Source organism: Brevibacillus sp. MER 51 (assembly GCF_023714195.1).
In the GTDB taxonomy this organism is placed as follows: Bacteria; Bacillota; Bacilli; order Brevibacillales; family Brevibacillaceae; genus Brevibacillus.
Map to the genome: position 1 here is coordinate 40,707 of NZ_JAMAUS010000005.1, position 15,537 is coordinate 56,243.

A 15,537-nucleotide genomic window follows, 5' to 3' on the forward strand; every position below is an offset into this window, starting at 1 on the left:
ACACTCTCCCTTGGTTTATATGGCTTTTTTCTCTTCACGTTTTTTTGCTTTCCACTCGTCAGTGGTGATCCAACCGCCGTATTTCTGAACCTTTTTAAGCAATGTCAATTTCATATTTGGATATTTGTACATGAACATTTTTGCTTTGATCTTGAAAGCTTCAGTCTCTTCACCCTTGATATCAATGACCTCCAGCGATCCATTCAGGTGAAGAACTTCAAAATCCGCTTTGTATGTTATCGCTTGCAGATTCTTGCCATTTCGGTGGCATTTTTCCTGAAGCACGTAAACAGGTTGCAGCCGCATGTCCTGGATTTCACCAGCAGCCAGCTTATCTTTTAGAACAAGGTAATACTCTGACTCAGCCTTGGAATCGAACTTGATACCATCCACAAAGGTGATCTTGTTGTTATATTTGGGCAGCTTTGGTTTATCTGTTTCTTGTTTGGCTGCTCTGGCTCTGCGCTTCATGTTATGCCCCTTTCTTAATCGTCTTGGTATTACCGGAGAAACGATGGATCAAAACCAATTCTGTCGTGCTATCGCGCTCAACCAGCCAATTTGCAGGGTTTAAATTACGTGCTTCCAATTCTTTTTTTTGCCGCCTGTTTGGGCGTTTGCCTTGCTTCATGTCTGCTCTCCTCCCCGTTTCACCATGTAAACGAAATCCTTGTCCGACCGATCTGCTTTAAATTCCGGATACCTGTCTGCGTAAGCTTTCCACCATTGGCGCATTGCTGCTGACCGCTCTTTGTCGTTTTGTATCAACTGTAGTCGCTGAGGAATTGGTACCTTTACTGGAATTTCACCCGACAGCCCTTCGGCTAGTTCCTCCATGTTTTGTCGCCATCCTCTTCATCTTCATCCTCGGAGACATCGATCATGGTCATCTGACTATTTTTAAAACGATGGTCAAGATCAGCAAATTTGTTGAACTCTTTCAGGAATGCAAGCTCTACCGTTCCCGTTTGACCGTTTCGTTGCTTTGCAATGATGACCTCAGTGACATTCTTGTTTTCTGTTTCCTTGTCGTAGTAGTCATCGCGATACAGGAAAGCAACGATATCGGCGTCCTGCTCAATTGATCCTGACTCCCGAATATCAGACATCATAGGGCGTTTGTCTTGTCGCTGCTCTACTCCACGGCTCAACTGAGACAGTGCAACAACTGGCACATTCAGCTCACGCGCGATCGCCTTTAGGGTCCGTGAGATTTCAGATACCTCTTCCTGCCTGCTACCTGCCTTTGCTCGTGAGTGAACCAACTGCAAATAGTCAATCATTATGGCACCCAACTGCCCACCGTGTTCGTTCATGAGGCGCATGCATTTGGCTTTAATCTCGCTTACCGTAATACCTGGGGTATCGTCGATATATATTGGCTTTTTAGAAAGGTTTGAAATGGCCTCTGTGAGCTTTAGCCAATCCTCCTCCTCTAGCTGTCCTGTTCGTAAGCGGTCCGCCTCGATATTAGCCTCTGAACTGATCATGCGCTGCACCAACTGCTCCGCGCTCATTTCGAGCGAGAAAATCGCTACCGGGGCGGAACCTTTTTCCGCAGTACGTTGTGCTATGTTTTGAACGAAGGCAGTTTTACCAACGGATGGACGAGCAGCGATAATGATTAAGTCCGATCTTTGCAGCCCTCTCGTGATCCGATCCAAGTCTTTGAATCCAGTTGAGATTCCTGTAACCTCGCCATCCCCATTATTCGCGTTCTGCTCGATAGCATCGTAGACATTCAGGAGAACATCTTTTGTTTGGCGGAAACCTTTTCCATTTGAGCTGACAACGACCTCTTGCAAAGTCTTTTCCAGGTACTCTACAGCCATATCAAGGTTGACCTCTTGTTCGATCAGGCTAGGTATCCGAAGTGCTGCGAGGTATATCTTTCGAAGGTTGGACTTCTCACGAACAATTCCAGCGTAGTATTCGATGTTTGTAGCAGTTGGAACTGAACTGGCGATTTCCGTAAGATACGTAACACCGCCGACTTCATCCAGCAGCTTGCGGTCTTGCAGGTGCGCTGTCACCGTTAAAAGGTCAATTGGATTGCCTTCTTGTTTAAGCTCAACCATAGCTTGGTAAATTTGCCTGTGGTGCGGCGAATACATGTCCTCTGGCTTACAAATCGAGTAGACATATGGAAAATAGGTTTCGTTCAGGAACATGGTTCCAATGACACTCTGCTCAGCCTGATTGTTCACTAGCACATGCCCCATGGTTTCGGTTTGTTCGACAGTGTTATCCAAGCCCTTTCACCCTTCCAGAAAGCCAGTCATGGTGCTCATCGTTAATTAGGCCCCGGTTGCTTTCGCCATCCAACGTAATCGTGATGGCATTTTCCAAAATGCGATCAGCAATTCGTTTCCCCTGGTTTCCCATCCACTGTTCAAGCCCTGCTTGTGTGAAATTGCTCGAGTAGATAATGGGCCTCTTTTGGCTTCGAGTGTTGATTACATCGAGTAGTTTCTCAGCCCGGGAATCATATGGGACCTCACCGCCGACGTCATCCAAAAGCAACACCTCGCAGCTATACAAAACTTTCAAAAGGCGCTTTTCATACTCGTAATCGTCAACCTTTGCAACCTCTCGGAATCGTTGGAACATGTGGTAGGTGGTCATAAACACTGCTGAAACGTTCCGCTGCAACAACGCTTTATAAATCCCTGTGAGTAGATGCGTTTTGCCTAACCCATTTGATCCGTTGAAGTAAAGCCCCAATCCTGGGCGTTCACTTTGCCATTCGCTGTATGTATCCACAAAGTTGTTCGCGATCTTACTGGCATTCGTGCATCCCATACGATTTTCGTAGTTTTCTAGAGTTGCTTTTGGAAGCAGCTTGTCCCGGCTTGTGAATTCGTGGCAGAGGGTCAACCATTCGCGCCTCCGTTTTTCTTTTTCAAGGGTTTCTCTTGCCTTTGTCTCGCAGGGGCAAGTAACAGTTCCCCATCGGGTTTGACCCAGTATTGCAATCTGGATAGGCTCAAGCAATTTTTTGCAATGTGGGCATTCCCTAGCAGGTGGCTTAGAAACTTCGTCGCTTTTGGTGATACTCTGCTCGCCCTGAGTCAGTACCTGTTGGAGCGATTTCACGACCAGCACCCCCTTGATTTCTGAGTTTCAGCATCTTCCGGCGAGCTTCATGCTCTGTTGTCCTGCGGATAATCCCATAGGTGTACTTTTCATCCTTGTCGTCATACTGCATAATGTGAATGCTCAAAGCGTATAGGATGATGGCAGCACGCCCGTCAGGAGTGTCAGCCAATTTTTTGTTTTGCCAATAGGTCAGCAGCTTATCCCATATCTTCACAGCTTTACTTGTTGCAATCCGACCTGTTGCCCTCTTCAAGCGAATGGTGTTGAAATATTCAACGAAGAGTTTTCTCGGCAATGTGGATATGGGGTTGGCGAGCATTTGCGAGTCAACAAAGGATTCCACATGCTCCATTCTCGACAACTGCTCGGGTAAGTCTTTTAAATGGTTCTTATGTTCATACTGCTGTTCTTGTTGTTTAATAAATAAAGATTGTCCCTCCATTGTCCCTTCATGAGCATTTGATTGTCCCTTGATTGTCCCTTCTTTCATTTGCGAACCCCCTTCATCCTTAGAGCCACAAGGATTTCCACTTTCGCTTGATTGACCCTTGATTGCCCCTTCGTTGTCAGTTGATTGTCCCTCCTTTGTCCCTTTTTCGGAGGAATTTTGCACTTTGTAAGTGCTCAAATCTTGCATCTTGCTGTAGTGCAAAATCGTGATAATAACTCCATCGCTCTTGCGTTTTGCAGGCGAAATTTTGATCAGCCCGTCCTTTACCAGATGGCTTAACGAAGTGGTGATTTCTTTGCGTGTCCAGCCTACTTCCCTTTGAAGCTCCGCTGCATTAAACTCCAACTCGCCTCGCTTCTGCCCAGCACCATCCTTGTAGCTGGCCCGTTCCATCAAATCAGCGAATAACAGCTTGTCCCTTCTATTCCGGAAAGACAAACGGGGAAGGACCAAAAACCCCGTTGTCCCGTACTCTGCTATGCCCATCCCCTGCCCCCTCGGCATATCAAGCAATTAAATCCATATAATGAGTGACCTTGCTTAACTTCTTTGTTTCACGGCAGTATCGGCAGGTGCCGCATCTTTTTGGTTCCGTGAAACCAGACTTTACTTCAATGATTCGAGGCATACGCCGTTCTATCTCAGCCAGCTCATCTTCAATCCGGTGTGTATCCATGCTGATTACTTCCTTGTCTGGTGGGTCTTCCTTGGAAACAGCGATGATGTAAGGATCGTACCAATGGCTGCGACCGTGATAGATTCGTTCCAACTCCACGTAAAGCGCCATCTGCCTCAGATAACCGTATGCCTCAACGAATGAGACATAGCAGCCGAGTTCCTTATCCCAGTGCTTCCCCCGGATATCCCTGACTGTCTTGATATCCGCGATCCGTTCTCCTTCTGCATGTCGAACGTCCAGCTTTGCCTTCCATATCGCTCCTGCAAATTCTGCTGTTATGATCTTTTCTTTCTCTCCTTGCAGAAGGAAAGTTATAAACGGATCATTTGCCAATGTTTCAATCATTTTGTCTGCGACTTTGTAATGTGCATACAGTTCGCCTTTTTTTGTGAACAATGCCGGGTTGCTCGCCTTAAATTCTTCTAGCGCTCCTTCGGCCCAAGCATGTACGTATGAACCAATTAGCAAAGCATCGCTTGGTGGCTCTATCCAAGCCCCCTTCACCTTCGCCACGGCCCTAGCTTCGCATTCAATGAAGTCCTTGTACTGGCTGTTGCTCATATAATCTAGATCAGCCTCAATCGAGTGGTAGTTCTGATTGTTCAGCTCCACCATCTGAATTTGCACCACCTAGCTCTTGCTGTTGTTGTTTGAATTGTTCTTCCAGCTTCGATCCATTCTCCTGAGATAATCGAATATCGAAGTAATCCTCACGCTTGCCCATACCATCTTTTAACGAACGATACACATTTCCTAAACGAATGAAGTCATGTTCCGAGAAAGCATCTACCTTACAACCGATGTATTTTTCCACCATTTCTTTTGAAATGCTGTACTCCTTCTCAAACAACACAAGTGCATTTCTCACCCTATCCGAGAGTGGCTCTTTATGACCTGCAACAAGTGTCACTTTGCATTGCTCAATCGCAGCATCTACAATGTCGCCTGGTATGACCGAGAGAATGCATGCCCTAACCCGGCGAGCTCCCTGATTTGCTACAAGCTCATAAATATCCCGAGGGTCATCTAGCTTATTTATCGATCCGCGCGCTTTCCTCTCATGCTTCACGGTAAACGTTTTTGATTGGCGAGTGTTCGTTTCAAGGTCCCAAGCATAGGCCATAACCGATGACTCCCCATTTCTCTGCTCCAGCTCAATAATCCCTGAGTCGATATTTCCCCAGCATTGAGCCAGCACTTCTGCTAAACGAATGGATGGACCTGTAACCTTTTGTCCGCCTCTTGGATATTCGTACATCGCATTTTCAGCAAGTATCTTGCGGCTGCAAGCTTTCATAATGCGACCATATGCTTCGTTTTCATCCCGCGGAAACCGCTTTGCAATCACCATTGCAGCTTGTACTTCCTGCGCCTGTCTTGTCATAAGCGCCTCTGTCCCCGCCGTTTTTGGCTGCGAAGATGCTTGCATATATTCCGTTGGATCAAACTGTTGTAGACTCAAATAGCTCCGCCTCCTTGCACTTTCAGCTCGTTGACGTTACGATACTGCTAAGTGGTAAAATGCTTCGAATCAGACTCAGCGTTGCAGCGCTGGGTCTTTTACTTTTCTTCTTGGCAATCCTCGCAAGTTCTTGGATGTCCAGGTTCCTCAAAATCTTCCATATATGCCCCGCATACTTGGCAAAGCAAACCAGATAGAATCATTTCTGCCACTTGCCCCACTCTTCACACCTCCTCTCGATTTGGTCGCGAGGCGCCACCGTCCCAACCTCTACGGCAGTTGTAGTTCCTTGCCTACGCCACGTCTCTACCTCGCTATGTATTACTTGGAGGTTCGAACCTCCGTGGAAAACTCAGCTCACATGCGACTCTCAGATTTTTAAAGGTCGACCGAATTTTCCACGCAGGGCCGAAGCCCGCGTTACTTTATCAAGCGTCTTGCCTGTTCCCTTATCCCCTCTACGAAATCCTTATGGTCCATCGTTGCTTTCCCGTCAACAAGAAGCTCCAATTCTTCGATAACATCCCTTACCGTCCATTCAAGCCCGCTGTCATCAACATCAAAAGCTAAGGGTTCCAATTGGCGCTGTCTGTTCGGCTCTGTCCGTTCGACGTACTCCGGAAGGTCAAGCAGTTGCTGCATGAATGACAACCTTCTCTGGCTTTTTTACTGGCTTCAAGCTATTTAAAAAGTTGCGTAGACGCTCAATCTCGTCCCAGTTTTGCAAGATAACCTCTTGCCCCTCAGTCACTTTGGAGAATTCGCTGATTTTCAAACTTCCGTTTGCCGTAAATGCGGCCCAGCGATCCCCTTTCGAATCAATGTTTTCTACTGCGATAATGCCTCTATCTAAAAGCGATTTACTCATGGGCTTGTCCTCCCCTACACTGTTGTGGTATTCTTCCAATGAGTTTTGATTTATGCCGTCCGTTCGCTGCGGGCGGTTTTTTCGTATTTCAGGAATGCCGCGACTTCTCTCGCTTTTAATAAAACTGCTTTCCGCTTGCCCTTCACCATTACATAAGGTGCTTTAAGAAATCGACTCTCCCGCTTTACCCTTATCTCTCGCAGTCGAGAAGCTAGCCATAAAGCTTCTGACGCCTTGCTGTCTGACAATCCCCTACTATCTTCAACCGCTCTTTCCAATGCCACCGCAGAGTGTTCAAGCTGTTCTTCATCCAAGTACCCAGGCTTACCGCAGTACATTTCGAACAGTGTATTTGCGGTTGAAATGATCCGTTTGCCTTGCCAAACGTCACCCTCACGGTCAAACCTAACCTTTTCCTTAACCAATGCTCCAATTACTATGAACAACTGGTCTTTATCAAAAACGATGTACTGATTACTCATGACGTCCTGCCCCTTTCATCACTTTTATAAATCCTTTGCCCACAAGCTTTGCTTTGTGCTTCGTCCATTGAGCTATCCAGCCTAACTTCGATTCTTTCGTAATCACCGCCGCCATGTGTGTTGTGGATGTAACAACGTCCAATGTCTCTTGGATCAAGTGTTCAATCTGATGCTTTTCTGATCTACTCCATGTGGACGGCGGTTTTACAAGGATGGTCTGGGCCCGCCTTATTGCTAGTAGTAACTCCTCGACTTCCTCTACCGTTTTAGCAACAACGGTGTGCCTGTTCAGCTCCACATTGTCGCCATCCAAAATGACTGGGCTTGTACCTGCTGAGGACTCATGTGCTGCTGCAATTGAAAGAAATGGATTGTTTGTCACTTGTACAGCTTTCGATTTAACATCGGGCGGTGTCAAAATTCTCCCCGTGGTGTATGAAGAAACTGCCTCTCGGCTTACGTTAGCTTCAAAACCGAAAGCTAACTGTGTCATGCCAGCCTCTTGAAGTGACTGACCTAACTGTCTACCAAAGTCGCTCATGTGTTCGCACCATCCTTACCAGCGTTATTCTGTTTTCGGTGTACAATGATTCCAAGCTCACTTTCCAGACTCTCCCTCGGCAGCCATATGAGCCGAGGGCTTTCTTTTGTTCAGTAAATTGAAGATGACGTTATCCTGAATCAATACACTCTGCATGAGTTGATCTGCCTGACTACTTAGTTCAGGTGCTGCCTTTTTCACTTCGTAACAATAGTTAGCCAGTGCTTGTTTTAACTGATCCGCAGCCTGCACATAACCTTTATGGAGCATGATTGACATGGTTACCCCCTTGTTTTTGGTAGGACTTTCCACCCATTCTGTCGAAATTGTTTGTCGGAAGAACGTGAACTTTGGCGAGTGGCGTTCTTCTGATGCCAGAGACGGAAGGTGGTGTGATGAATATGGCGGTATATCTTATTACCTACGATTTGAATAAATCAGGACAAAGCTATGACAAACTCTACGAGCAAATTAAGTCTTGCGGTGCCTGGTGGCATTATCTGGATTCAACTTGGCTTGTTGACTCAACCCTGAACGCTACTCAGATACGTGACAGAATGAAAAGTGCTATGGACGATAATGACTTCTGTTTAGTTATTAAGCTCACTAATGAAAACTATCAGGGATGGCTCAAGAAAAAGGCTTGGGACTGGATTCATGAACATTTAGGTCATTCACGGTATTGACAATTCGATGCTGGCTCTCCTGAAACTAAAATTCCATTGTCACTATCACCGTAAGGATGTGCCGTCGCCACCGCGGCGGCTCTTTCTCCCCAAATTATCTTATTGATAATTTGATTTGCTAACTCGGCTGTTTCATCACTTATCTTGTCTGGGTTGTCACGCAGTTTTCTGTTTTGTAATGCCAGTGTCAGTAAATGGTTGATTACATGAAGTTCTTTTTCAGCGAACACTATTTTCACCTCGCTTTCATCACACAACTGCATGCAGCGTCGAGTCTTGGCAGTGACCCCACCTTGACCTTGTTATCACCCTTACCTGGTGAAATGGTGGAATGTATTATGGTGCGGCTCATATCTTCGCTCGCTCCCGCTCTTCGGCGCTCTATGCAGTTGTGTGAGGGTCGTCCAGTACTCCTTTAGGCTGTTTCCTCTTTCTTCTCTGGTTGATCTGTAGGAGTAACGTCTTTTGGTTCTGCTGGCTTTGACTTGAGCAAAACCTCCAATGCGCGGACCATACGTTTCATATCAGGTGCGAACTCACGATGGAATTCGATCCCTTTAGGTGGTTTGATCATTGTTGGCCTCCTTTCAGGCTGTTTCGATATTGTCTGTAGACAATGATTCATTTAAAAAAATATAATCTTCCACTTTTAAATTTTCTTGCTTACAAAGCTTAAACAGTCCTACAAACAGTTTCGCTCCACCATTTTTCTTACCATTCAAGATCCGAAATAGGTATGAATACTCGACTCCTACCTTCTCCGCTAGAACAGGTGTGCTCCACCCCCGAACCTCGGCAAGTTTTTCTATGGCCTGGATGTTTACTCGCATTTTTCTCACCTCCCCATTGTCTGCTTGCAATACAAAAATACCATGTCCACAGACAATGGTCAAGTGATTTTATTGCCTTCAAACAACGGTTTTTTGCTGTCTCCATTGTCTATAGGCAATTTAAGAAGTAAAATTATATTGTATTGGAGGGAAAGTCATGGAATTCGATAAAGCTGAATTTGCAAGGCTTCTAAACTTGGCTAAAGGTACAAGATCCATTAACAAATTTGGCATGGATTCTGGAGTTGACCCTGGTTACATTTCTCGCTTGTTACGATGTCTTATAGAGAATCCACCAAGCGCGTTGATTATTAAGAAGCTAGCTGAAAAAGCCCATAACGACATTGCTCCTGAAACCTTGATGATAGCCGCTGGTTATATTGAAGATGGGGCATCCTCCCTAACTGACAAAAAGGACAAACCTCTTTCCGAATATGAAAGCTTATTCTTCTACGAACTAGATAAGCTAAGCGAGGAAGATAAAAAAAAGGCTTTGGAGCATGTGAGGTACTTAAGGTATTTAGCGGAGCAACAGAAATGACAACGAGACACGCAGACTAAGCGTGTCTCGTTGTCATCTAATAAATACTCAATGAAAGGTGATCCTTTGATGCAAGAATATTACATGTACATGCGTTCACGTTATATTCGCAGATTAGAAGCATACGTAGATTTAAAAGATCTACTTGATTTAGCAAAAATTAAAATTGATTCTTCTCTAGTTGACATTCCCCTTATGTTCTTACCATCATATTATGATTTCCTCTGTACTGAGCCGTATTCTTTGTGGAATGAAAAAGTGGCTACACGAACGTTCGATGGACTCCAAAACATATATTATAAAAGCGTAGATATGGAACAGGTTCTAAAATCTGTTCTGACGCATTTTTTAATCTCATTTACATGTTATAAAGACATTACAAAGATAATAGAAGATCTATCACCTCTAAGTGATAGCCCAGAAATTAAAACAAGAATGTATCGAATTCCCACTTATAATGGATTAATTGAGGGCTGCCTAACAAACCTTTATAAGGCATTGCGTGATTTGCTTGATTTGACTGTTGATAAAGACTTAAAATCGCAGACAAAGTTAAATGGTTTATATGAGATGCTTGTAAGTAACGGATTTTCAGAATTATGTGCATTTGTGGATGTTGATATTCGAAATGCTATAAATCATGGGGGAATTTTTTTAACTGATAATAAGGCACAGTTTTACTTCTTTAAAAATCGTAAGCAGGAAACAAAAGAACTGAGTTATTTCGATTTTGATCAGATCATAGAGGATCTATATGACACTGTTAGTGGAATGATTGTAGCTTTTATTAGATTCTTCTCGATCCATCCTGAAATCACTTCTTTAATTGAACGAATAATGCAAAATGATCCATTTATTAAAAACGGTCTTGTTAAAATGTTACTCTCTTTACCAGGCAGCACGTGCCGTTTAATATCGGAATCACCAAATGGACAACAGTTAAATATCAATTTCTATACAAGTTTTAATCAACGGTTGGAACTAGTACATTTTTCGATTGAAGCAGCTTCGATAGCAAGAACAATTTATCCAGGGTATGACTCATACTTTATTTCAATATCTAATGATCGGATGTTGACCGGTTGGGCACGGTATAAATCATCCGATCTTGACTCTACTGCCAATCAAACAATTGATATTGTAGATTTATATCAAATCACTCTTGAACGAGGAGACATAACTTTTGGGAATCCAAACGAAGAAGAACTAGATTTAGACTATATTAAAAATTTTAGATATCCCACAATTAAAGGGACAAACTGGAGATTAGCTAATTTAAGTGATTGCAGTACTCCTGAGTTAAAAAGATTAAAAGGGCAATTATTTGTTGAGAGTAAAATACAGAAGAAGGAACTAACCCGAGTTGTAAATGATGCTATTAGACAAATAAAAAAGTTGTATACCCCTCCTACCCCACAGATTAAGGTCAAGCATGGAGATATGCCGGCTGACGTAGTGTTTTTGAATGTATACTTAGGCAATATTAGACTAAGAAATAAGAGTGTATTACCTTCCAATAAGAATTTCTTGTTGTATGCAGAATACAATTCCGCAGGCGGTCCTTTCATAAAAAACGGTGGTTTACCTGATTTTGTATGGAATCAATTGGACAAAGTACAAGAAGGTAATATCCTATACGCATGGAGTTATACTGCCTTAGAATAATCCAAAAGACGGCTTTCTGGAGGCAATGAAATCCTAGATGGAAGATACAATAGATATGGCGTATCTGCCAGATCAACCCGAGTGGAAGTCACTCGCTACTATATTGTACATGGGGAAGATTTATGAGTAGTCTTTGAAGCATGTAAGGTACTTGAGGTATATTGCGGAGCAACAGAAATGACAAGGAGACCCGTCATAAAAACAGGTCTCCTGTAATATTATTATTACTCTTGTTTTGGTGTGTGGGAACAGGTGACAACAACAAAAGTGATGGCATTACTTTATACTGATTTTAGCCACTTTTTGAATACTTGCTTATCCTCTGCATTTTCGAATATGAACCAGCTCAATATCACATTATTACTAATTCCTCGTTCTTTTTTTACATAACTTAAAAATGGACTAATCGTATACATTATATTATTTATAATGCTTTTGCTACTAGAATCTATATCGTGATAAATGTATGATTTGTAACCAATATGTGGGAATGGAGTTCCACTTCTACCCTCCATCTCATTACTTAATTCTTTAGGTAAAAAGATAGCATATTCTATTTGGCATAACTCTAATACTACATTTTTTAATGTTCTTGCATTGAAATTAGCTCTTCTAATAACACAATCGAAAAATGCAACTCGTTCAATGCGTGCAGAAGTGAAATTCGAATCGTATAAACTGCAATTCATAAACATAGTTACATTCAAAATAGTATTAGTAAAATTAGTGTCAGACATATCACAATCAGTAAAACTAATTTTATATAACTCAGAGTCTGAAAAATCTATACCATTCAACCCGATTTTTTCCATCTCCAGAAATCGTAACTTTAAAAGACTAAGAAATATACTTCCTTCTGTATCTATATCTGTATCTATTTCTACTTTCCTCATTTTTATTCCCTGAAATAATTGTCTACCCCAACTCGGAGTACCCTGTCCGTTATACGCATTCCACCTTTTTAACATATCAAATAATACCTCTGGTTTTTTAAGATCCTTGTTAAAGTACTTTTTAATTTTTTGTTCATTGCAGAGGGTATTTCCAACAAGTAGAGCTAGCCATTTATCGATCTCTGGTACGATAGATTCTACTGGCTCAGATAATTGCAAAACTTCATCTTTAAATAATGAACTATACTTAGTAACGGCATTTGTTAATAAATAAGTTGCATTTGAATCTAGAATTTTCCTACACAAATTTATTATCTTTTCAACTTCTTCTTCATTAATAATCCAATTTTCTAAGAGTTGACTTGGTGGTTCAGTTGAATTCGGCTCAAACTTCACGCTTTTTAGCCAAACGAGATTAATATACGGAGTATAGAGTTCTTTACTATATTCAGGTATTGCCATAGAAGCAATCATAGGAAACAGTAATTTTCGCTTCTTTTTCACATCATCATCAGCTTCTTTTACAGCACATTCTTTTAATAATTTTAATAAGCCCCCCAAAAAATCTATTGTCTGTTCACTTGGATTTCCTAATATCAATTTCTTTCGAGCTATCTCTTCGCTAATTGACTCATCTAAAGCATAACGGATAAATATTTTCAAGTAGTATTCTGCTAGTAACATCTCAGCGAAAGACTGATGCTGGAAATAAAAAGTGTCTCCCTCTTGGCCGAAATAGGATTGAGATATAAACTCAATATCTTCTACCTCTTTATATTTCTCCATTTTATACTCATCTTTTATATCTAAAATAGCCCCCTCTATAGTATTGCTAATATCATGTTTCTTTAAGAAACCATTTCCACCTTTATGTGTTTCAAACATCCAAAGAGCTGCAGTGGAATGTAAAATGTTTCTAAATCTATACTCATCCATTAAATTTATTTTATGAACTGAGTTAATATATTTGGCTTCTTTCGTTAAGACATTCACAAAGGATAAATAAACTCCTATTTTATTCGCAGTAGATAGGTCAGTATTACTCATGATTAACTTATAGATCATATATGCAAATATCGGTCTTTTAAGTTCATCATAAGTAATAACTTGTTTATCAAAGAGTAATTTATATATATTAAAATCGTCTTCTTTCATGACATTAGTAATAATGTCTCTACTGATTCCTTGGAAAATCTCTATATTGATTGGCGTTTTAGCTTTTAGTGCTTCTCTAATCCAATTATTAAATTGGTCAATTTTAAAACCATATACTGAAGCAAAATAATTGATTGGTCTATTCTCTTGATTTTTCTTCATGTATGGATGATACATGTTTAAATGTTTTTCTAGTCCGTGCTCAATCGGTCTAGAAGATATAATTATTCTATTCTTGCGACATTTCTTTTCGTCAATATTTTGTATTTTTTTTACTGATCTTAAAACTTTGTCGATCCGATCTTCTGATAGATTTCCACATTCATCTAAGGAATCAATTAAAAAAACATATTCTTTCTGCTTGAAGTCTTCATCTTCAACGTTTAACCCAAACTTTTTTGCCAGATAGTCACTAATGACTCCGTATGTACTCCCTTGATCAAACTCGTCAAATTCTCTTAGATTAAAATAAACTGGAATTGGTGTTTCACACGTTTGCATATGTTTTTTAGCTAAAGTAGAAGCATACCTTTTGAGAAATACAGACTTTCCTTTTCCAAAATCAGCTATGATAAACATGATCTTTTCAATAGTATCATCCGTTCCAAAGTACTCTGAAATCATTTCCTCTAGTGGCACTAAAGATTCTTCAATTTCATTAATTTTTTCTATATCTTTTTTATAATTCCCTGTTTCCTCGTAACGATATTTATCTACGATTTTCCAAGACCCGTAAGTTTTCTGATAAGTAAAATCTTCTCCTTTTAAGAATCCGATTTTATTTAACTCAACCATGTGGTTCAACAATTTTCCTTCTTGATTTTTTATCCATTTTTCATTTATTTCTTCTTGATGTTTTTGATAATCGTCTCCAAAATGTTTTTTTACCTCTTCCTCAATATTTTCATTATAACTACGAATAAATTTATTCTTTAAGTCCTCATAATTTGTATGGTCAGGTGTGTATTCTTCTAGTAGTTTAATGCAGATGCTTTTAATTAAAGTACATGCTGGATGTCTTTGTGCATTAAAATCCAAGGTTATTTCTGAATCTGCAATATTTGCCTTCTTTTCTTCAAATACTTCTTCAAAACGTTTAATTAGCCTTTTTTGGGAATCATGATCAATATATATTTCGTCAAGTTCCAATAATGATTTTGTCCCTTGCTCACATGCAGCTTTAAAATAAATTCCCAAGCCAAAATTTTGTAATTTATTCTCACTCAGATTTTCAAAATATTTATCTATTAACTTCTGACCAAATAATTTAATGACAATGCCTATTGTTCCGTTTGCATTTCCTAATATTTCTTGACCGTTTTTTTCAAAATTATCCTTAATATTGTCTACTGTAAGTTTTGAAATTAAAGGTATTGTCTCTTTAACATTCTCTATCCATTGCTTTGTTTTCGTTAGTTTCGACATTCTTTTTCCTCCAATGACTCAAGATGAATATTAAATACTTGATTTGATTTATGACTTTCTTCTCCACTATTGAATTATTCCTACATAAAGATTCGGCAAATAGTCCCAATTACCTACATTTTTCTATCGAGCTTATCCGACATAAAACGACAAAACATACTAATTAAGCCGCAATCAATACATCAAATTGTCACTAGTAGGAAAAAAGTAGGGATGGTAAAATCATTTACAGAACAAACGTTCCTGCTAGAGGTGATCTGATGAAATCGTCCTACTCTCCTACCCCACTCGAAATTTGGATAAGTCAATTTTATAAACAGCTAGGAATATACACACCTGAAGAACTAGATGAACAGCGTATAGCTAGATCATTAGGCATCCATCTCTTTTACAAAGAGATCCCATCAATGGCATATGAATTCGGCCGCTTCAAAAGTATAACGATAGACAAACGACTCCCTTCACTTGTGCAAAGGGAGCATTTTTATCATGAGCTTTGTCATATCCTCCGTCATTCCGGACGCCAGCTAATGATGCCTGCTGCCTTCCGTGAGTTACAGGAATGGGATGCAAGGAATTTCACAAGATATGCTGCATTACCACTACATATGCTGAAGAACTATGATTACAAGCAGCCTGAAATACTTGATATCCTATCAGAGCAGTTTAAAGTTACACCCGAACTATGTTCAGATAGGTTGCTGAGAATAAAATCAAAATTGTCATGCAACCCAATCCGATTCATCTCGTAACAAATCAA

At 40.8% G+C, this 15,537-nt stretch carries 21 protein-coding genes; 4 read left to right on the forward strand and 17 right to left on the reverse strand.

Annotated elements, in window-relative coordinates; all coding sequences use genetic code 11:
- Positions 1 to 15 precede the first annotated feature (15 nt).
- The 13 genes from M3630_RS12240 to M3630_RS12300 form a co-directional block, all read right to left on the reverse strand.
- Positions 16 to 471: a DUF1064 domain-containing protein gene (locus M3630_RS12240; RefSeq protein WP_251252289.1), complete on the reverse strand. Its 456-nt coding sequence runs from the start codon at positions 469 to 471 to the stop codon at positions 16 to 18.
- Position 472: 1 nt separating this feature from the next.
- The gene (locus M3630_RS12245; protein WP_167385124.1) at positions 473 to 631 is read right to left on the reverse strand and encodes a DUF6906 family protein; all 159 of its coding nucleotides are present in this window, start codon (positions 629 to 631) and stop codon (positions 473 to 475) included.
- Entirely contained in the window at positions 628 to 837 is a 210-nt protein-coding gene (locus M3630_RS12250; RefSeq protein WP_251252290.1) for a hypothetical protein, read from the reverse strand. The genes M3630_RS12245 and M3630_RS12250 overlap by 4 nt, the downstream gene beginning before the upstream one ends.
- Positions 825 to 2,222 (reverse strand): replicative DNA helicase, encoded by a 1,398-nt coding sequence (gene dnaB, locus M3630_RS12255; protein ID WP_251252502.1) that lies wholly within the window; start codon positions 2,220 to 2,222, stop codon positions 825 to 827. The genes M3630_RS12250 and dnaB overlap by 13 nt, the downstream gene beginning before the upstream one ends.
- A 22-nt stretch (positions 2,223 to 2,244) precedes the next feature.
- On the reverse strand, positions 2,245 to 3,096 hold the full coding sequence (locus M3630_RS12260; RefSeq protein ID WP_251252291.1) for an ATP-binding protein: 852 nt from the start codon (positions 3,094 to 3,096) through the stop codon (positions 2,245 to 2,247).
- The gene (locus tag M3630_RS12265; protein ID WP_251252292.1) at positions 3,029 to 4,036 is read right to left on the reverse strand and encodes a hypothetical protein; all 1,008 of its coding nucleotides are present in this window, start codon (positions 4,034 to 4,036) and stop codon (positions 3,029 to 3,031) included. The genes M3630_RS12260 and M3630_RS12265 overlap by 68 nt, the downstream gene beginning before the upstream one ends.
- 19 nt (positions 4,037 to 4,055) lie before the next feature.
- Entirely contained in the window at positions 4,056 to 4,844 is a 789-nt protein-coding gene (locus M3630_RS12270; RefSeq protein WP_251252293.1) for a PD-(D/E)XK nuclease-like domain-containing protein, read from the reverse strand.
- The gene (locus M3630_RS12275) at positions 4,807 to 5,658 is read right to left on the reverse strand and encodes a hypothetical protein (protein WP_251252503.1); all 852 of its coding nucleotides are present in this window, start codon (positions 5,656 to 5,658) and stop codon (positions 4,807 to 4,809) included. The genes M3630_RS12270 and M3630_RS12275 overlap by 38 nt, the downstream gene beginning before the upstream one ends.
- 453 nt (positions 5,659 to 6,111) lie before the next feature.
- Entirely contained in the window at positions 6,112 to 6,333 is a 222-nt protein-coding gene (locus M3630_RS12280; RefSeq protein WP_251252294.1) for a hypothetical protein, read from the reverse strand.
- Complete coding sequence (locus tag M3630_RS12285) at positions 6,317 to 6,559, reverse strand: hypothetical protein (RefSeq protein WP_251252295.1); 243 nt, start codon at positions 6,557 to 6,559, stop codon at positions 6,317 to 6,319. The genes M3630_RS12280 and M3630_RS12285 overlap by 17 nt, the downstream gene beginning before the upstream one ends.
- A 50-nt stretch (positions 6,560 to 6,609) precedes the next feature.
- Entirely contained in the window at positions 6,610 to 7,041 is a 432-nt protein-coding gene (locus tag M3630_RS12290; protein ID WP_251252296.1) for a hypothetical protein, read from the reverse strand.
- Positions 7,034 to 7,582, reverse strand: a complete 549-nt coding sequence (locus tag M3630_RS12295; protein WP_251252297.1) for an XRE family transcriptional regulator — start codon at positions 7,580 to 7,582, stop codon at positions 7,034 to 7,036. The genes M3630_RS12290 and M3630_RS12295 overlap by 8 nt, the downstream gene beginning before the upstream one ends.
- Before the next feature lie 57 nt (positions 7,583 to 7,639).
- Positions 7,640 to 7,861 carry a hypothetical protein gene (locus M3630_RS12300; RefSeq protein ID WP_251252298.1) on the reverse strand — a complete coding sequence of 74 codons (222 nt, stop codon included), beginning with the start codon at positions 7,859 to 7,861 and terminating at the stop codon, positions 7,640 to 7,642.
- Positions 7,862 to 7,953: 92 nt separating this feature from the next.
- On the opposite strand from M3630_RS12300, the gene M3630_RS12305 reads away from it, so the two are divergent.
- The gene (locus M3630_RS12305) at positions 7,954 to 8,268 is read left to right on the forward strand and encodes a hypothetical protein (RefSeq protein ID WP_251252299.1); all 315 of its coding nucleotides are present in this window, start codon (positions 7,954 to 7,956) and stop codon (positions 8,266 to 8,268) included.
- Here the strand turns inward: M3630_RS12305 and M3630_RS12310 are convergent.
- The 3 genes from M3630_RS12310 to M3630_RS12320 form a co-directional block, all read right to left on the reverse strand.
- The gene (locus tag M3630_RS12310) at positions 8,253 to 8,498 is read right to left on the reverse strand and encodes a hypothetical protein (protein WP_251252300.1); all 246 of its coding nucleotides are present in this window, start codon (positions 8,496 to 8,498) and stop codon (positions 8,253 to 8,255) included. The genes M3630_RS12305 and M3630_RS12310 overlap by 16 nt on opposite strands.
- A gap of 185 nt (positions 8,499 to 8,683) precedes the next feature.
- Positions 8,684 to 8,842, reverse strand: a complete 159-nt coding sequence (locus tag M3630_RS12315) for a hypothetical protein (RefSeq protein ID WP_251252301.1) — start codon at positions 8,840 to 8,842, stop codon at positions 8,684 to 8,686.
- A 13-nt stretch (positions 8,843 to 8,855) separates the two neighbouring features.
- Positions 8,856 to 9,098 carry a hypothetical protein gene (locus M3630_RS12320; RefSeq protein WP_251252302.1) on the reverse strand — a complete coding sequence of 81 codons (243 nt, stop codon included), beginning with the start codon at positions 9,096 to 9,098 and terminating at the stop codon, positions 8,856 to 8,858.
- A 157-nt stretch (positions 9,099 to 9,255) separates the two neighbouring features.
- On the opposite strand from M3630_RS12320, the gene M3630_RS12325 reads away from it, so the two are divergent.
- Both M3630_RS12325 and M3630_RS12330 read left to right on the forward strand, forming a co-directional pair.
- Positions 9,256 to 9,639, forward strand: coding sequence for an XRE family transcriptional regulator (locus tag M3630_RS12325; protein WP_251252303.1), 384 nt, complete (start codon positions 9,256 to 9,258; stop codon positions 9,637 to 9,639).
- A 69-nt stretch (positions 9,640 to 9,708) separates the two neighbouring features.
- Positions 9,709 to 11,304 carry a hypothetical protein gene (locus M3630_RS12330; RefSeq protein WP_251252304.1) on the forward strand — a complete coding sequence of 532 codons (1,596 nt, stop codon included), beginning with the start codon at positions 9,709 to 9,711 and terminating at the stop codon, positions 11,302 to 11,304.
- A 281-nt stretch (positions 11,305 to 11,585) separates the two neighbouring features.
- On the opposite strand, the gene M3630_RS12335 is transcribed toward M3630_RS12330, so the two are convergent.
- Entirely contained in the window at positions 11,586 to 14,777 is a 3,192-nt protein-coding gene (locus M3630_RS12335; protein WP_251252305.1) for an NACHT domain-containing protein, read from the reverse strand.
- Positions 14,778 to 15,037: 260 nt separating this feature from the next.
- On the opposite strand from M3630_RS12335, the gene M3630_RS12340 reads away from it, so the two are divergent.
- Positions 15,038 to 15,529: an ImmA/IrrE family metallo-endopeptidase gene (locus M3630_RS12340; protein ID WP_251252306.1), complete on the forward strand. Its 492-nt coding sequence runs from the start codon at positions 15,038 to 15,040 to the stop codon at positions 15,527 to 15,529.
- The last annotated feature ends 8 nt before the right edge of the window (positions 15,530 to 15,537 follow it).

Bases quoted from the DNA above. Each gene is read 5' to 3' on its own strand.
- M3630_RS12270 (WP_251252293.1), bottom strand. From the start codon at position 4,844: ATGGTGGAGCTGAACAATCAGAACTACCACTCGATTGAGGCTGATCTA.
- M3630_RS12275 (WP_251252503.1), bottom strand. From the start codon at position 5,658: ATGCAAGCATCTTCGCAGCCAAAAACGGCGGGGACAGAGGCGCTTATG.
- M3630_RS12285 (WP_251252295.1), bottom strand. From the start codon at position 6,559: ATGAGTAAATCGCTTTTAGATAGAGGCATTATCGCAGTAGAAAACATT.
- M3630_RS12335 (WP_251252305.1), bottom strand. From the start codon at position 14,777: ATGTCGAAACTAACGAAAACAAAGCAATGGATAGAGAATGTTAAAGAG.
- M3630_RS12305 (WP_251252299.1), top strand. From the start codon at position 7,954: ATGCCAGAGACGGAAGGTGGTGTGATGAATATGGCGGTATATCTTATT.
- dnaB (WP_251252502.1), bottom strand. From the start codon at position 2,222: ATGGGGCATGTGCTAGTGAACAATCAGGCTGAGCAGAGTGTCATTGGA.
- M3630_RS12315 (WP_251252301.1), bottom strand. From the start codon at position 8,842: ATGATCAAACCACCTAAAGGGATCGAATTCCATCGTGAGTTCGCACCT.
- M3630_RS12340 (WP_251252306.1), top strand. From the start codon at position 15,038: ATGAAATCGTCCTACTCTCCTACCCCACTCGAAATTTGGATAAGTCAA.
- M3630_RS12245 (WP_167385124.1), bottom strand. From the start codon at position 631: ATGAAGCAAGGCAAACGCCCAAACAGGCGGCAAAAAAAAGAATTGGAA.
- M3630_RS12295 (WP_251252297.1), bottom strand. From the start codon at position 7,582: ATGAGCGACTTTGGTAGACAGTTAGGTCAGTCACTTCAAGAGGCTGGC.
- M3630_RS12325 (WP_251252303.1), top strand. From the start codon at position 9,256: ATGGAATTCGATAAAGCTGAATTTGCAAGGCTTCTAAACTTGGCTAAA.
- M3630_RS12250 (WP_251252290.1), bottom strand. From the start codon at position 837: ATGGAGGAACTAGCCGAAGGGCTGTCGGGTGAAATTCCAGTAAAGGTA.
- M3630_RS12320 (WP_251252302.1), bottom strand. From the start codon at position 9,098: ATGCGAGTAAACATCCAGGCCATAGAAAAACTTGCCGAGGTTCGGGGG.
- M3630_RS12240 (WP_251252289.1), bottom strand. From the start codon at position 471: ATGAAGCGCAGAGCCAGAGCAGCCAAACAAGAAACAGATAAACCAAAG.
- M3630_RS12330 (WP_251252304.1), top strand. From the start codon at position 9,709: ATGCAAGAATATTACATGTACATGCGTTCACGTTATATTCGCAGATTA.
- M3630_RS12290 (WP_251252296.1), bottom strand. From the start codon at position 7,041: ATGAGTAATCAGTACATCGTTTTTGATAAAGACCAGTTGTTCATAGTA.
- M3630_RS12280 (WP_251252294.1), bottom strand. From the start codon at position 6,333: ATGCAGCAACTGCTTGACCTTCCGGAGTACGTCGAACGGACAGAGCCG.
- M3630_RS12300 (WP_251252298.1), bottom strand. From the start codon at position 7,861: ATGTCAATCATGCTCCATAAAGGTTATGTGCAGGCTGCGGATCAGTTA.
- M3630_RS12265 (WP_251252292.1), bottom strand. From the start codon at position 4,036: ATGGGCATAGCAGAGTACGGGACAACGGGGTTTTTGGTCCTTCCCCGT.